This is a genomic window from Tenacibaculum sp. XPcli2-G, from assembly GCF_024124505.1.
In the GTDB taxonomy this organism is placed as follows: Bacteria; Bacteroidota; Bacteroidia; order Flavobacteriales; family Flavobacteriaceae; genus Polaribacter; species Polaribacter mesophilus.
Genome location: NZ_JAMXSH010000003.1, coordinates 289,253 through 303,049 on the forward strand (window position 1 = coordinate 289,253; position 13,797 = coordinate 303,049).

Consider the following 13,797-nt stretch of genomic DNA (forward strand, 5'->3'; position numbering starts at 1 on the left):
TGTTGGTGTTTATACAAATATCATAAATCTGATTAATATAACTGAGGATTTTTTAGGTTATTGTTTAAGGTTTAATTCCAAGAGTTTCATGAATAAACTTTGAAATCCGTTGTTCTAGCCACCTGTTTTCTGTATTAGAAAAAGAAGATATAAAGCCAACATGTCCACCATAATTTGGTGTGGATAAATAAAAGTTTTTCATGTTTTTAGCTTCTTTTATTGGGTAACACTCTTTTGATAAAAAACTATCATCTAAAGCATTTATGAGTAATGTAGGTACTTTTATTTCGGGGATGAAAGGTTTTGCGCTTGCTTTTTCCCAATAATCCTCTGAGCTTTTAAACCCAAAAACAGGAACTGTATATTGTTTTTCTAAATGTCTAAATTTATTTGCTTTGAATAAAAGTTCTTTATTAAGCTGAAAATCAGGAAACTTTTCGGCTTTTTGTAACAGTTTCAACTTCATGGTACGTAAAAACTCATTTAGGTAAATTTTGTTTTTTAGTTTGTTTAATTCGGCTTGAGATGATGTTAAATCCACAGGGACAGATACAGCTATTCCTCCTTTTATTTCGGAAGGAATATTGTTATACTCTCCTAAAAACTTCAGTGTTAGGTTACCTCCTAAGCTAAAACCAATAATTATAATATTTTCGTAATTATAATTGCTGTTTAAATGTTTAATAATAAACTCAACATCATCAGTTTTTCCACTATGGTAAGTTTCTAAAAGTAAATTATCTTCTCCGCTACAACCTCTTAAGTTCATGCAAACTGTATCGAAACCAATATTGTTTAAATGATTAGATGTTCTGATCATATAGTTTGATTGAGAACTTCCTTCTAGTCCGTGAATTAATAACACAAGTGATTTAGATTCTACTATGGAAAAATCTAAATCAATAAAATCAGCATCCCAGGTTGTGACTCTTTTTCGGTTATATTCAATAGTGTCTTTCATGAATAAAGGTCGGTAAACAGTGTTGAAATGAGCACTTTTAAAAGGTAAACTAGGAGAAAATGTATCTGAAATGATTGGCATAATACTATTTTATAGCTTTTTAAACAAAGATGACAAAAAATAGCTAAAATGTAAAAACCATTGAATGATTTCTTATTTTAGCTGTAAATTATGAATACTATGAATATTAAAAAATATATCCCTAATTTATTAACTTTAGGAAACCTGTTATGTGGTACTATTGCTACTATTTTTGCTATAAAAGGTGATTTTTTTGCTACAGCAATTTTGGTAATGCTAGGGATACTTTTTGATTTTTTTGATGGATTTGCCGCTCGTATGTTAAAGGTACAGGGTGAATTAGGAAAGCAGTTAGATAGTTTAGCAGATATGGTAACGAGTGGGGTAGTACCGGGAATTGTAATGATGCAAATGTTGGTGAATGCTTTAGACATAGATGCTGTTGGATATTTTGGAGTTGATGAATACGGAGCAACAGGTAGTAACTTACCATATTTAGGATTATTGTTAACACTGGGAGCTGGATATCGTTTAGCGAAGTTTAATATTGATGAGCGTCAATCTGATAGTTTTATAGGTGTGCCGACACCAGCAATGAGTTTATTTGTGATTTCATTGCCATTAATAGCTCAATTTGATAAAGAATCGTTTTTAATAGGTTTTATTGAAAATCAATATTTTTTGATGTTAATTACAATATTATTTACGTATCTAATGAATGCTGAAATTCCTTTATTTTCTCTGAAATTTAAGAACTTTTATTTTAAAGATAATGTGATTAAGTATGTGTTTTTAGCTTTGTCAGTTATATTAATTGTAACGCTAAAAATAGTAGCAATTCCAATGATTATTCTTTCTTATGTAATACTATCTATAGTAAATAATTCAGACAAAAAGCTTTCTTTAAAATAGAATTAGTTACCCTTTTAAATAAAACAAAAAAGCACGTTATAAATCAACGTGCTTTTTTGTTTTTGAAAGTTGTTTTAGGTGTCTTTTTAAGTTTTAAAAATATTACTTATAAAATGGTAATTGTCTAAAGATATTTTATCTTCAACAAAGACTTTACTTATAAGTTTGTTTTTTGAAAACTCTCCTTTTTTATACACATCCCAGCTTTCGTTATTTCTATTGGTTAATATAATTTTATCAGCGTTTATTTCAAAGTTGCACCAATCATTATAATTAGCTATTTTTTTATAGCCATGATCAGAAACTTTAATGTTTCCTTTCACCTCTAAGCCTTTTATATCAATAGAAAGATTACAGAAATCAACAAAGCTCATGTTATCGGCAAGTACTACAAGAAATGAATTAACATTTCCTTTTTTTCTATATAGTTTAAAACCTTCTTTTAAATTATGAGTGCGGTATGCTTCTGAGAAAGAAGAGAAGATATCTTCTTCTTTTGCGTTTTTAATTATAAAATGATTTTGTGTTACAGCTTGATTATCAAACTTCTTCTTTTTAAGCTCAAAATCCTTTCCAAGATATACTCTACGAACAGTTTCGTCTTCAGCCAGTTCTTCAGGAGTTCCTTCTTTTAAAATACCTCCATTATACATTAAGTAAGTTCTATCTGTGATTGCCAATGTTGCTTGTACATCATGATCGGTAATTAAAATACCAATATTTTTATTTTTCAGCTGTGCTACAATTCCTTGAATATCTTCCACCGCAATAGGATCTACACCAGCAAAAGGCTCATCTAATAAAATGAATTTAGGGTCAGAAGCTAAACAACGTGCTATTTCTGTTCTACGACGCTCGCCACCAGATAACAAATCACCACGGTTTTTACGTACATGTCCTAAACTAAATTCATCAATTAGTTCTTCTAAGCGTTGTTTTCTTTCAGCTTTAGTTCTATCAGTAAATTCAAGAACTGACATAATATTATCTTCTACTGAAAGTTTTCTAAAAACAGAAGCTTCTTGTGCTAAATAACCAATTCCTTTTTGAGAACGTTTGTACATAGCATCGGTAGTAATTTCTTCATCATCTAAAAAAATATGACCATCATTAGGTTTAATCATTCCTACTATCATATAAAAAGAGGTTGTTTTACCAGCTCCGTTAGGACCTAATAATCCAATAATTTCACCTTGCTCAACCTCTAAAGAAATTCCTTTAACTACTTTTCTACTACCGTATACCTTTTGTATGTTGTCTGCTCTTAACTTCATTTATTTTTGTTGAAAATAGAATTGATTAAAGAATAAAAGTAACAAAACTGTTTCTTAAAAACTTCTTAAATCAATTTATACATAAATTAAGCTTCGTTTTCTAAAGCTTCCCAAAACTCTACAGCTCTTCTTAAATGAGGAATAACAATAGTACCGCCTACTAATGTAGCAATGCTCATGGTTTCCATCATTTCCTCTTTTGTTACACCATTTTTATATGCTGTTTCTAAATGGTAAGCAATACAGTCATCACAACGTAATACAGCAGAAGCTACTAAGCCTAAAAGTTCTTTTGTTTTTACGGGAAGATGTCCTTCTGTGTATGCGTTAGTATCTAAATTAAAAATACGTTTGATTACTTTATTGTCTGAAGCTAAAATCTTTTCGTTCATTTTAGCACGATAGTCGTTAAACTCTTGGATTTTTTGTGACATTTTTTTGTTGTTTTTTTATGACAAATTTTGATACATATATACTCATCTCATATAAGATCATAATAGGAACTGATACTATTATTTGGCTAGCCACATCTGGAGGTGTAATAATTGCAGATAATACCAACACTACTACTAAGGCGTGCTTACGATATTTTCTTAAAAAATCTGGTGTAATCAATCCTATCTTAGAAAGAAAGAAAATAACTACAGGAAGTTCAAAAAATATAGCTACGCCTAATAATGTGTTAGTAATAAGACCAATATAGGCTTCTAATTTAAAATTATTTTGTATAGCGTCTGATATTTCAAAATTATAAAAGAAGTATACAGACATAGGTAAAATAACATAATAGCTAAACAAAATACCTAGAAAGAATAGAAAAGAAGAAGTAAAAATAAATCCTTTTGATTTTTTCTTTTCACTTTCGTGTAAACCAGGAGCTATAAATCGCCAAAATTCCCATAAAATATAAGGAAAAGCAACTACAAAACCTAAAATTAGAGAAGACCAAATCCCTGTCATTAATTGTTGAGTAGGATTTAAAGCTTGTAGTGTTTGTTTGAATTTTATTGTACAAAAGCTACTGTCAATTCCAATAGAAGAAAATACTTTACAAAAGAATTGATAGGTTGCAAAATCGGGTTTTAGATGAGCTAAAAGTATCTCGTTAAAAACAAAATTAATGTTTGCAAAAATTACAATTGCAACAATAAAAATAGCTACAAAACTTCTTACTAAATGCCATCTTAGCTCTTCAAGATGGTCTAAAAAAGACATTTCTTTTTCTGCCATCTTAAAATATTCCTTCTTTAATTAAATCGTGTAAGTGAACTACACCTACATAATTGTTATTAATGTCAGTAACTAAAATTTGAGTGATATTATTGTTTTCTAACGTGTCTAGAGCTTCAACAGCCATAGCATCTGCATCAATTGTTTTTGGTGATGTACTCATAATATCAGCAGCGGTAAGTTCATCTATCTTTGTCGTTTTACTTAACATTCTACGAATATCTCCATCAGTAATAATTCCTGTAATTTTATTATTAGTATCAACAACAGCAGTCACACCTAGACGTTTTTCAGAAATTTCTACAATTACTTGGGTAACTTTGTCGATACTTTTTACCTTAGGTAATTCGTTATTTTTAATAAGGTCAGAAACTCTTAAGTATAACCGCTTGCCTAAAGCACCTCCAGGATGATATTTTGCAAAATCACTACTTGAAAAACCTCTTAATTCTAATAAGCATACAGCTAAAGCATCTCCTAAAACTAACTGAGCTGTTGTGCTAGTTGTTGGAGCTAAGTTATTAGGACAAGCTTCTTTTTCAACAAAAGAATTTAAAAGGAAGTCAGCATTTTTTCCTAAGAAAGAGTCAGGATTCCCTGTTATAGCGATAATTTTGTTGTTATAGTTTTTAATTAAAGGTACTAAGACTTTTATCTCAGGAGTATTTCCACTTTTAGAAATACAAATAACTACATCGTTATCCTGTACGTTACCTAAATCACCATGTATAGCATCAGCAGCGTGCATAAAAACAGCAGGTGTACCTGTTGAGTTAAAAGTAGCGACCATTTTAGTTGCAATATTGGCACTTTTTCCAATACCAGTTACAATAACACGACCTTTTGAATTAAATATAAAATTAACAGCGTCCGTAAACGAGCTATTTAATAAATTTGCTAAATTAGCAATAGCATTACTTTCTAAAAGGATAGTTTCTTTTGCGGTTGAGAGAATAGCGTTTGCGTCTTTCAAGTTAAAAAAGTTTTAAATATATTTTAAAGTGTAAAAATAGGAATAATTTGAGAAGAAAATCTTTTTTAATAAAAAGAAAGTTTACGTTATGTATTGTTGGGAATTTTTGTAAATTAGTTCTCGTTTTTAATTTTTGATATTAGAAGATGAATAAAGAGCAGACGGATTTATATGGATCATTAAAAAAAATCTTCGGATTTAACCAGTTTAAAGGGCTACAAGAAGATGTAGTTAACAGTGTGTTAGAGAATAAAAACACATTTGTTATTATGCCAACTGGGGGTGGTAAGTCGCTATGTTATCAATTACCTGCCTTAATGAAGGAAGGTACAGCAATTGTGGTATCGCCATTAATTGCTTTAATGAAAAACCAAGTAGATGCCATTAGGGGTATTTCTGAAAATCATGGAATAGCCCATGTGTTAAATTCTTCGTTGAACAAATCGGAGATTGCACAAGTAAAATCAGATATTGAATCGGGAATTACCAAGTTATTGTACGTAGCTCCTGAATCTTTAATTAAAGAAGAGTACGCTGAGTTTTTAAGAAGACAAAAAATATCATTTGTAGCTATTGATGAAGCGCACTGTATATCTGAATGGGGACATGACTTTAGACCTGAGTATAGAAATCTGAGAAATATTATTAAACAGATTGATAATGTACCAATTATTGGTTTAACTGCAACTGCAACAGAGAAAGTACAAGAAGACATTCTTAAAACTCTTGGAATGTCAGATGCAAATGTGTTTAAAGCATCTTTCAACAGATCAAATTTATTCTACGAAGTTAGACCTAAGACTAAAGATGTAGAAAAAGACATTATTCGCTTTATAAAACAACGACTAGGAAAATCAGGTATTATTTACTGTTTGAGTCGTAAAAAAGTGGAAGAAATAGCGCAAATTTTACAAGTTAACGGAATTAATGCTGTTCCTTACCATGCAGGTTTAGACGCAAAAACACGTGTAAAGCATCAAGACATGTTCTTAATGGAAGATTGTGATGTTGTAGTAGCTACGATTGCTTTTGGTATGGGAATTGACAAACCAGATGTTCGTTTTGTAATACACCACGACATTCCTAAAAGTTTAGAGAGTTATTATCAAGAAACTGGTAGAGCAGGACGTGATGGAGGAGAAGGTTATTGTTTAACTTTTTATTCGTACAAGGATATCGAAAAGCTTGAGAAGTTTATGGCGAACAAGCCTGTTGCCGAACAAGAAGTTGGACATGCTCTATTACAAGAAGTTGTAGGGTACGCTGAAACATCAATGAACAGACGTAAGTATTTACTGCATTATTTTGGAGAAGAATTTGATGAAGTAAATGGAGAAGGCGCTGATATGGATGATAATATGCGAAATCCTAAGAAGAAGCACGAAGCTAAAGATGAAGTAGTAACTTTATTATCTGTTATTAGAGATACTAGTGAAATGTATAAACCAAAAGAAATTGTAAACACAATTATTGGTAAAGAAAATGCATTGTTAAAATCTCATAAAACAAACGATCAATCTTTTTTTGGTATTGGTAAAGCTAAAGATAATCATTACTGGATGGCTTTAATTCGTCAAGTTCTAGTTGCAGATTTAATCAAGAAAGAAATAGAACAGTATGGAGTTCTAAAATTAACAAAAGAAGGTAAAGAGTTTATAAAAAATCCATCATCATTTATGATGACAGAAAATCACGTTTATAAAACAGCAGATGATGGGACTATTATAACCAATGAAAAATCAGCAGGAGGAGTAGATGATAAATTGGTAATAATGCTAAAAGATTTAAGAAAGAAAGTAGGAAAACGTTTAGGAGTTCCTCCTTTTGCGGTTTTTCAAGACCCATCTTTAGATGATATGGCATTAAAATACCCTGTAACATTAGATGAACTTGCAAAGGTTCATGGTGTTGGTGAGGGGAAAGCTAAAAAATATGGTAAAGATTTCGTTGCGCTTATTTCAAAATATGTGGAAGACAACGATATTATGCGTCCTGATGATTTAATAGTTAAAAGTACTGGAGTTAATTCTGGATTAAAGTTATACATCATTCAAAATACAGATAGAAAATTGCCTTTAGAAGATATTGCTAAGTCTAAAGGTTTAGAAATGTCTGAATTAATAAAGGAGATGGAAGCTATTGTGTTTTCGGGAACTAAACTTAATATTGATTATGCAGTAGATGACTTACTTGATGAGGATCAGCAGGAAGAAATTCATGATTATTTTATGGAAGCTGAGACAGATAAAATTCAAGAAGCCTTGGATGAGTTTGATGGAGATTATGATGATGATGAATTACGATTAATGCGTATTAAATTTACCAGTGAAATAGCTAACTAAAAAACTTAACAATATGCAAGCAAGTACTTACTTACATTTTAACGGAAACTGCAAAGAAGCAATGACTTTTTATGCGGATGTTTTAGGTGGTGAAATGACAATGTTGATGCAATTTAAAGATGCTCCAGAAGAAGTTTGTAAAAACATTCCTGAAGAAGCAATGGAATTAACAATGCATTGTACTGTAGAAGCAGGAGGTTTCTCTATTATGGGGTCTGATTTTTTAAATGAAAAAGAAGCGTTTACAAAAGGAAATAACTTTGCAGTAAGTATAAATACTGAAGACGAAGATGAAGCAGTTGCTATTTTTAATGGACTTTCTTCTGACGGGGCTTTTGTTATGATGCCTTTTGAAGAAGCTTTTTGGGGAGGTAAGTTTGGAATGTTAAAAGATAAGTATGGTGTAAATTGGATGGTGTCTTTAGAAGAACAAATAGCGTAATGAACCCTAAAGTAACACAATATATATTAGATAAAAATAATTGGACGCAAGAGTTAAATCTCTTGCGTTCTGTTTTTATTGATCTTCCTGTTGAAGAAACTATTAAATGGGGAGCACCTGTTTATGTGCATAAAGGAAAAAATATAGTAGGATTATCTGCTTTTAAAAACTATTGTGGATTATGGTTTTTTCAGGGGAGTTTTTTAGTTGATAAAGAAAAAGTATTAGTAAATGTTCAAGAAGGAAAAACACAAGCAATGCGTCAATGGCGATTTAATGAATTGGGTGAGATTGATACCATACTTATTAAACAATATGTATTAGAAGCTATTAAAAACTCTGAAGAAGGAAGAGAATTAAAAGCGAAAAAGAATACTAAACCCATAATTATCCCTAAAGAATTACAGTTAGAATTGGATAAAAACGATAGGTTAAAGGAAACTTTTAACGAGTTTACTTTGAGTAAGCAAAGAGAGTTTATCAATTATATTTCTGAAGCAAAAAGAGTAGCGACCAAAGAAAAACGGCTTGAAAAAATAATTCCGATGATACTAAAAGGTATAGGACTGTATGATAAGTATAGAAATTGTTAGTTAATTGTAATCTTATCAATTGTAGCAGTTGAATCACAACGTATAACATATAAGTCAATGTGACTTAAGCTATCTTTTCCAGTTATAAAGTACTCTGCACAAGGTTTTAAACGAGGTTTACTTTTTCCAAAATCTACATCTCCATTATTTAAAATAGTAAAAATGGTAGTAGTATCAATCTTTGAAGTAGCTAATATTTGCTGAGCGTTATCAGAAAACAAACGCTTTTTTATTCTAATAGTCTTTAAAGTACGAGCATCCATTCCATAATCGAAAGAAACATCTTTACCTTTCCAAATAAAAAGAACGACTAAACTACCTAAGGCAATCCCTATTAAATAATAACCAACACGTTTTAACCACTGCATAATTTAAAAATTGAAGTGCAAAAGTAAGTAAAATTGAACTATAAAATCAATAAATTAATATCTCTATAAGGAAGGTCAAACCAGTCAGCTACAGTTTTATTAGTTAAGATTCCATGGTAAAAATACATGCCATTACGTAAACTTTTATCAAAGCGAGCCGCATTTTCAAAACCTCCTTCTTCAGCTATTTCTAGGAGGTAAGGAGTGAAAATATTACTAATAGATACAGAAGCTGTTCTAGAATATCTAGAAGGAATATTAGGCACACAATAATGTATTACCCCATGGTTAGAAAAAGTAGGTTTACTATGTGTGGTAACTTGAGAAGTTTCAAAACAGCCACCTCTATCAATGCTAACATCAACAATAACAGCACCATCTTTCATTTGTTCAATCATTTCTTCAGTAACAACCACAGGAGAGCGGTCTTTTCCTCTAATAGCTCCTATAGCTACATCACAGCGCATTAAAGCTTTTTGTAGGGTTTTAGGCTGAATTGTTGACGTATAAATAGGTGCTTGTACACATGATTGTAAATTGCGAAGTTTTGTTATTGAGTTGTCAAAAACTTTAACTCTTGCACCCAGTCCAATTGCTGTTTTGGCTGCAAATTCTCCAACAGTTCCTGCACCTAAAATAACTACATCAGTTGGAGGAACTCCTCCTATATTTCCTAGTAATAAACCATTTCCTCCATTAGAAGCAGTCATAAGCTCAGCTGCAATGTGCATAGAGGCAATTCCGGCAATTTCACTTAGTGATTTTACTATAGGAAATACACCGTGTTCATCTTTAATATAGTCAAAAGCAATTGCTGTTACTCTTTTTTTAGCAAGAGCTTCAAAGTATTTTTTGTTTTGTGTTTTTAATTGTAGAGCAGAAATTAAAACCGTTTGAGGGTTTAACATCTGAATTTCTTCTAAAGACGGTGGTTCTACTTTTAGTACAATATTACAAGCAAAAGCTTCTTTGATATCGTAGGATATTTTTGCACCAGCATCAGAATATTCTTGGTCACTATAATTAGCTCCTTCACCAGCACCAGTTTCAATTACAATTCTATGTCCGTGAGCTACTAATGCAGCAACAGCATCAGGAGATAAACTAATTCTTTTTTCTTCAAAATGAGTTTCTTTTGGTAACCCTATAAATAAATCTCCTTTCTGCTTTTTAATTTCAAGCATTTCGGTTTGTGGCATTAACTGCTCTTTGGTAAAAGGTGAAATAGAACCCATCTAAATTTAGTTAGTTTTTAATTGAATGTTTCGTTGCCCGTTTTCTAGCAAGCTAATTGATATTGAAACAGTATCTAAAGGTAGTAAATTTTTAACATTTTCAGGCCATTCAACTAAACACCAGTTATTGCTGTATAAATAGTCTTCAACCCCCATATCATAAGCTTCTTCTTCGTATTCAATACGGTAAAAATCAAAATGATATACTGTTTCGTTTGAGTTTGTTTTATACTCGTTGACCAAAGAAAAAGTAGGAGAATGGGCAATGTCTTCTACACCCAAAACTTTACATATTTCTTTAATTAATGTCGTTTTACCAACTCCCATTTCTCCATAAAAAAGTAATATTTTATGTTGGGAAGTAGCAATGATTTCTTTAGCTACAGCTGTCAACTCGCTAAGTGAATAATTTCTGTTCATAAGTAGCAAAAATAATGAAGTAATGTTTGTTAATAAAATTTACTTTTTCACTATTTTGGATTATAAACAGCACAAGGAATAATCATTTCTTCGAGTGAAACTCCTCCATGTTGATAAGTATTTTTATAATACTTTACAAAGTGATTATAATTGTTTGGATAAGCAAAAAACAAATCTTCTTTTGTAAATATAAAAGGGCTATTAATAGCTATTGAGGGTAAGAAAATATCTTTTGGGTTTTTAACCGCATATACATCTTTATCTTCATAGCTCAAACTTCTACCAGTTTTATATCGTAAGTTAGAACTGATGTTTTTATCACCAATAACTTTGGTAGGATGTTTACAATTTATAGTACCATGATCGGTTGTAATTATTAACTTTTGTCCTAATTTTTGTGCTTTTTGAATAATCTCATAAAGAGGCGAGTTTTTAAACCAGCTCACTGTTAAAGAACGATACGCTTTATCATCACCAGCAAGTTCTTTAATAACTTCCATTTCAGTTTTGGCATGCGAAAGCATATCAACAAAGTTATAAACTACAGTAGTAAGATCATTTTGTCGTGTTCCATTGTAGCTGTCAGCTAAGTCCTTCCCACTTTTTAAAGAAACTATTTTGTAATATTCATGTGTAATATTTAGACCCAAACGTTTTATTTGTTCATCTAAAAAATTAGCCTCAAATAAATTTTTACCCCCTTCATCAATATCGTTTTTCCAATAGTCTGGATGTCTTTTTTCCATTTCAGAAGGCATTAATCCAGAAAATATAGCATTACGTGCATATTGAGTAGCTGTAGGTAATATACTATAATAAGAATGTTCTTCTTCTTTCTTGAAATAATTATTAATAAAAGGTTCTAAAACTCTGTATTGGTCATAACGGAGGTTATCAATCACTACCCATAAAACTCCTTGGCTTTTGGATAAATTAGGGACTATATAATCTTTAAATAAAGTGTGCGAAAATGTGGGTTTATCATCTCCTGTTAACCAATGTTGGTAATGCTTTTTAATGAACTTAAAAAATTGTGAGTTGGCTTCAGATTTCTGAGATTCTAAAATCTCTAACATCCCCGTGTCGTTGATGTTTTCTAGCTCAAGTTCCCAATGAACTAATTTTTTATAAAGTTCAGCCCATTCCTCATAAGAATTAACCATAGCTAAATCCATCGAAATTTTTCTAAATTCTTGTTGGTAACTTGATGTTGTTTTTTCTGAAACTAAGCGAGAGTGATCTAAATTCTTTTTTAAACTCAATAGTATTTGATTTGGGTTTACTGGCTTGATTAAGTAATCAGCAATTTTTGAACCAATAGCTTCTTCCATAAGATACTCTTCTTCACTTTTAGTAATCATAACAATAGGAAGGTTTGTATTCTTCTGTTTGATTTCTGAAAGTGCTTCTAATCCAGTAATACCTGGCATGTTTTCATCTAAAAAAACAATATCAAAATTATTTTCACTAACCAAGTCAATAGCGTCTGTACCATTGGTGCAGGTTGTAACTTTGTAATCTTTTTTTTCTAAAAAAAGTATATGTGGTTTTAATAAATCTATTTCATCATCTACCCAAAGAATATGTATGTTTCTCATCATAATTTTCAATTTATTTACTACCTAAATAACGCCTAAAAGCTGTTTTGTTGTGTTTTTAAAAGCTAAAAATACGTTAATTAAACGCTGGTTAATTTGGTTTTGTAGATAAATTATGATTTTTTTGTTTAAAATTCAAGGATTTATATATTTTGAAGAAATCAAAAACCAACAAATTAAAGATAATTAACGATCCTATTTATGGATTTATCTCCATACCAAGTTCTCTAATATTTGATATTATTGAGCACCCATATTTTCAAAGGCTACGTAGAGTAACACAAATGGGCTTATCAAACTTAGTATATCCTGGAGCGAATCATACACGTTTTCATCACGCAATAGGCTGCATGCATTTAATGCAAAAAGCTGTACATGTATTGCGAATGAAGAACGTTGAAATTTCAGAAGAAGAAGCAAATGCTTTGTATATAGCTATTTTGTTACATGATATAGGTCATGGAGCATACTCACATGCCTTAGAGCATAGCATTGTGAATGGAATAACTCACGAAGAAATTTCATTAAAATTTATGAAAGTCTTGAATGATGAGTTTGATGGGAAGTTAAGTTTAGCTATTCAAGTATTTGAAGGGAAACACCCACGTAAGTTTTTATACCAATTAATATCAAGTCAATTAGATATTGACAGATTGGATTATTTAAAAAGAGATAGTTTTTTTACTGGAGTAGCAGAAGGAAATATTTCATCAGATCGTTTAATAGCAATGATGAATGTGGTGGATAATGAATTGGTTATTGAACAAAAAGGAATTTATTCGGTAGAAAAATTTGTTATTGCGCGACGCCTAATGTATTGGCAAGTTTATCTACATAAAACAGGTTTAGTGGCTGAAAACCTTTTGGTAAGCATATTAAAGAGAGCAAAGGAGTTAGCAACAAAAGGAGTAGAGTTACCTTCTAGTAGAGCACTCAAGTATTTCTTGTATAATCCGATAAATAAAGAAAATTTCTCAAATACAACATTAGAAATATTTTCAGAGTTAGACGATTATGATGTTTTATCAGCAATAAAAGAATGGAAGAATCATGAAGACTTTATATTATCTACATTAGCAACAAAAATTATAGACAGAAGTTTGTTAAAGATTGAAATTCAGGAAAAACCATTTACTGAGGAGTATATTGAAAAGAGGCGTAGAAAGCTCAGAAAACTTGTAGACTTAAGTGAACAAGAGCTCGAATATTTTGTTTTTTCAAATGAAATAAAACATCAAGCATACAATACAAAGAAACCAATTAAAATTTATACAAAAAAAGGGAAGTTAAAAGACATAGCAAAAGCTTCTGATCAGCTAAATCTTAAAGCATTAACAAAACCTGTAGTAAAATTTTACCTCTGCTATCCTAAGAAAATAAAGTAGGTGAATACTTAGAAACAAACTCTAATCAAGAAGTATTTGAACA

General features: G+C 30.8%; 13 protein-coding genes and 1 pseudogene. 5 read left to right on the top strand and 9 right to left on the bottom strand.

Annotation, left to right across the window (positions count from 1 at the left end; genetic code table 11):
* Window positions 1–64 precede the first annotated feature (64 nt).
* A complete protein-coding gene (locus tag NH341_RS09080) occupies window positions 65–1,042 on the bottom strand; it encodes a YheT family hydrolase (protein ID WP_253056564.1) in 978 nt (325 codons plus the stop codon).
* 105 nt (window positions 1,043–1,147) lie between these two features.
* On the opposite strand from NH341_RS09080, the gene NH341_RS09085 reads away from it, so the two are divergent.
* Window positions 1,148–1,894: a CDP-alcohol phosphatidyltransferase family protein gene (locus NH341_RS09085; RefSeq protein WP_159614989.1), complete on the top strand. Its 747-nt coding sequence runs from the start codon at window positions 1,148–1,150 to the stop codon at window positions 1,892–1,894.
* A gap of 539 nt (window positions 1,895–2,433) precedes the next feature.
* Here NH341_RS09085 and lptB read toward each other — a convergent pair.
* From lptB to NH341_RS09105, 4 genes and pseudogenes are all read right to left on the bottom strand, one after another.
* Window positions 2,434–3,168, bottom strand: a pseudogene (gene lptB, locus NH341_RS09090) (LPS export ABC transporter ATP-binding protein); the annotation flags it as partial.
* Between the two features lie 86 nt (window positions 3,169–3,254).
* Entirely contained in the window at window positions 3,255–3,602 is a 348-nt protein-coding gene (locus tag NH341_RS09095; protein ID WP_239179827.1) for a carboxymuconolactone decarboxylase family protein, read from the bottom strand.
* On the bottom strand, window positions 3,577–4,398 hold the full coding sequence (gene tatC / locus NH341_RS09100) for a twin-arginine translocase subunit TatC (protein WP_047788747.1): 822 nt from the start codon (window positions 4,396–4,398) through the stop codon (window positions 3,577–3,579). The genes NH341_RS09095 and tatC overlap by 26 nt, the downstream gene beginning before the upstream one ends.
* A 1-nt stretch (window position 4,399) precedes the next feature.
* Complete coding sequence (locus tag NH341_RS09105; RefSeq protein ID WP_047788748.1) at window positions 4,400–5,371, bottom strand: SIS domain-containing protein; 972 nt, start codon at window positions 5,369–5,371, stop codon at window positions 4,400–4,402.
* A gap of 146 nt (window positions 5,372–5,517) precedes the next feature.
* On the opposite strand from NH341_RS09105, the gene NH341_RS09110 reads away from it, so the two are divergent.
* The 3 genes from NH341_RS09110 to NH341_RS09120 are packed head-to-tail and all read left to right on the top strand — an operon-like array spanning window position 5,518 to window position 8,748.
* Window positions 5,518–7,713, top strand: coding sequence for an ATP-dependent DNA helicase RecQ (locus NH341_RS09110; RefSeq protein WP_253056566.1), 2,196 nt, complete (start codon window positions 5,518–5,520; stop codon window positions 7,711–7,713).
* Window positions 7,714–7,726: 13 nt separating this feature from the next.
* The gene (locus NH341_RS09115; RefSeq protein ID WP_047788750.1) at window positions 7,727–8,155 is read left to right on the top strand and encodes a VOC family protein; all 429 of its coding nucleotides are present in this window, start codon (window positions 7,727–7,729) and stop codon (window positions 8,153–8,155) included.
* The gene (locus NH341_RS09120) at window positions 8,155–8,748 is read left to right on the top strand and encodes a YdeI family protein (protein WP_253056568.1); all 594 of its coding nucleotides are present in this window, start codon (window positions 8,155–8,157) and stop codon (window positions 8,746–8,748) included. Before NH341_RS09115 ends, NH341_RS09120 begins: the two co-directional genes overlap by 1 nt.
* On the opposite strand, the gene NH341_RS09125 is transcribed toward NH341_RS09120, so the two are convergent.
* The 4 genes from NH341_RS09125 to NH341_RS09140 are packed head-to-tail and all read right to left on the bottom strand — an operon-like array spanning window position 8,745 to window position 12,369.
* Complete coding sequence (locus NH341_RS09125) at window positions 8,745–9,116, bottom strand: DUF4258 domain-containing protein (protein ID WP_167713798.1); 372 nt, start codon at window positions 9,114–9,116, stop codon at window positions 8,745–8,747. The genes NH341_RS09120 and NH341_RS09125 overlap by 4 nt on opposite strands.
* A gap of 38 nt (window positions 9,117–9,154) precedes the next feature.
* On the bottom strand, window positions 9,155–10,351 hold the full coding sequence (locus tag NH341_RS09130; RefSeq protein WP_047788753.1) for an alanine dehydrogenase: 1,197 nt from the start codon (window positions 10,349–10,351) through the stop codon (window positions 9,155–9,157).
* 6 nt (window positions 10,352–10,357) lie between these two features.
* Window positions 10,358–10,771: a tRNA (adenosine(37)-N6)-threonylcarbamoyltransferase complex ATPase subunit type 1 TsaE gene (gene tsaE, locus NH341_RS09135; protein ID WP_047788754.1), complete on the bottom strand. Its 414-nt coding sequence runs from the start codon at window positions 10,769–10,771 to the stop codon at window positions 10,358–10,360.
* Between the two features lie 50 nt (window positions 10,772–10,821).
* Window positions 10,822–12,369 carry a bifunctional response regulator/alkaline phosphatase family protein gene (locus tag NH341_RS09140; RefSeq protein ID WP_239179933.1) on the bottom strand — a complete coding sequence of 516 codons (1,548 nt, stop codon included), beginning with the start codon at window positions 12,367–12,369 and terminating at the stop codon, window positions 10,822–10,824.
* A gap of 152 nt (window positions 12,370–12,521) precedes the next feature.
* Here NH341_RS09140 and NH341_RS09145 point away from each other — a divergent pair, with 152 nt between their 5' ends.
* Window positions 12,522–13,754 (top strand): HD domain-containing protein, encoded by a 1,233-nt coding sequence (locus tag NH341_RS09145; RefSeq protein WP_253056570.1) that lies wholly within the window; start codon window positions 12,522–12,524, stop codon window positions 13,752–13,754.
* The last annotated feature ends 43 nt before the right edge of the window (window positions 13,755–13,797 follow it).

Coding starts and splice junctions, on each gene's coding strand:
- NH341_RS09080 (WP_253056564.1), bottom strand. CDS start 1,042: ATGCCAATCATTTCAGATACATTTTCTCCTAGTTTACCTTTTAAAAGT.
- NH341_RS09095 (WP_239179827.1), bottom strand. CDS start 3,602: ATGTCACAAAAAATCCAAGAGTTTAACGACTATCGTGCTAAAATGAAC.
- tatC (WP_047788747.1), bottom strand. CDS start 4,398: ATGGCAGAAAAAGAAATGTCTTTTTTAGACCATCTTGAAGAGCTAAGA.
- NH341_RS09110 (WP_253056566.1), top strand. CDS start 5,518: ATGAATAAAGAGCAGACGGATTTATATGGATCATTAAAAAAAATCTTC.
- NH341_RS09115 (WP_047788750.1), top strand. CDS start 7,727: ATGCAAGCAAGTACTTACTTACATTTTAACGGAAACTGCAAAGAAGCA.
- NH341_RS09120 (WP_253056568.1), top strand. CDS start 8,155: ATGAACCCTAAAGTAACACAATATATATTAGATAAAAATAATTGGACG.
- NH341_RS09125 (WP_167713798.1), bottom strand. CDS start 9,116: ATGCAGTGGTTAAAACGTGTTGGTTATTATTTAATAGGGATTGCCTTA.
- NH341_RS09130 (WP_047788753.1), bottom strand. CDS start 10,351: ATGGGTTCTATTTCACCTTTTACCAAAGAGCAGTTAATGCCACAAACC.
- tsaE (WP_047788754.1), bottom strand. CDS start 10,771: ATGAACAGAAATTATTCACTTAGCGAGTTGACAGCTGTAGCTAAAGAA.
- NH341_RS09140 (WP_239179933.1), bottom strand. CDS start 12,369: ATGAGAAACATACATATTCTTTGGGTAGATGATGAAATAGATTTATTA.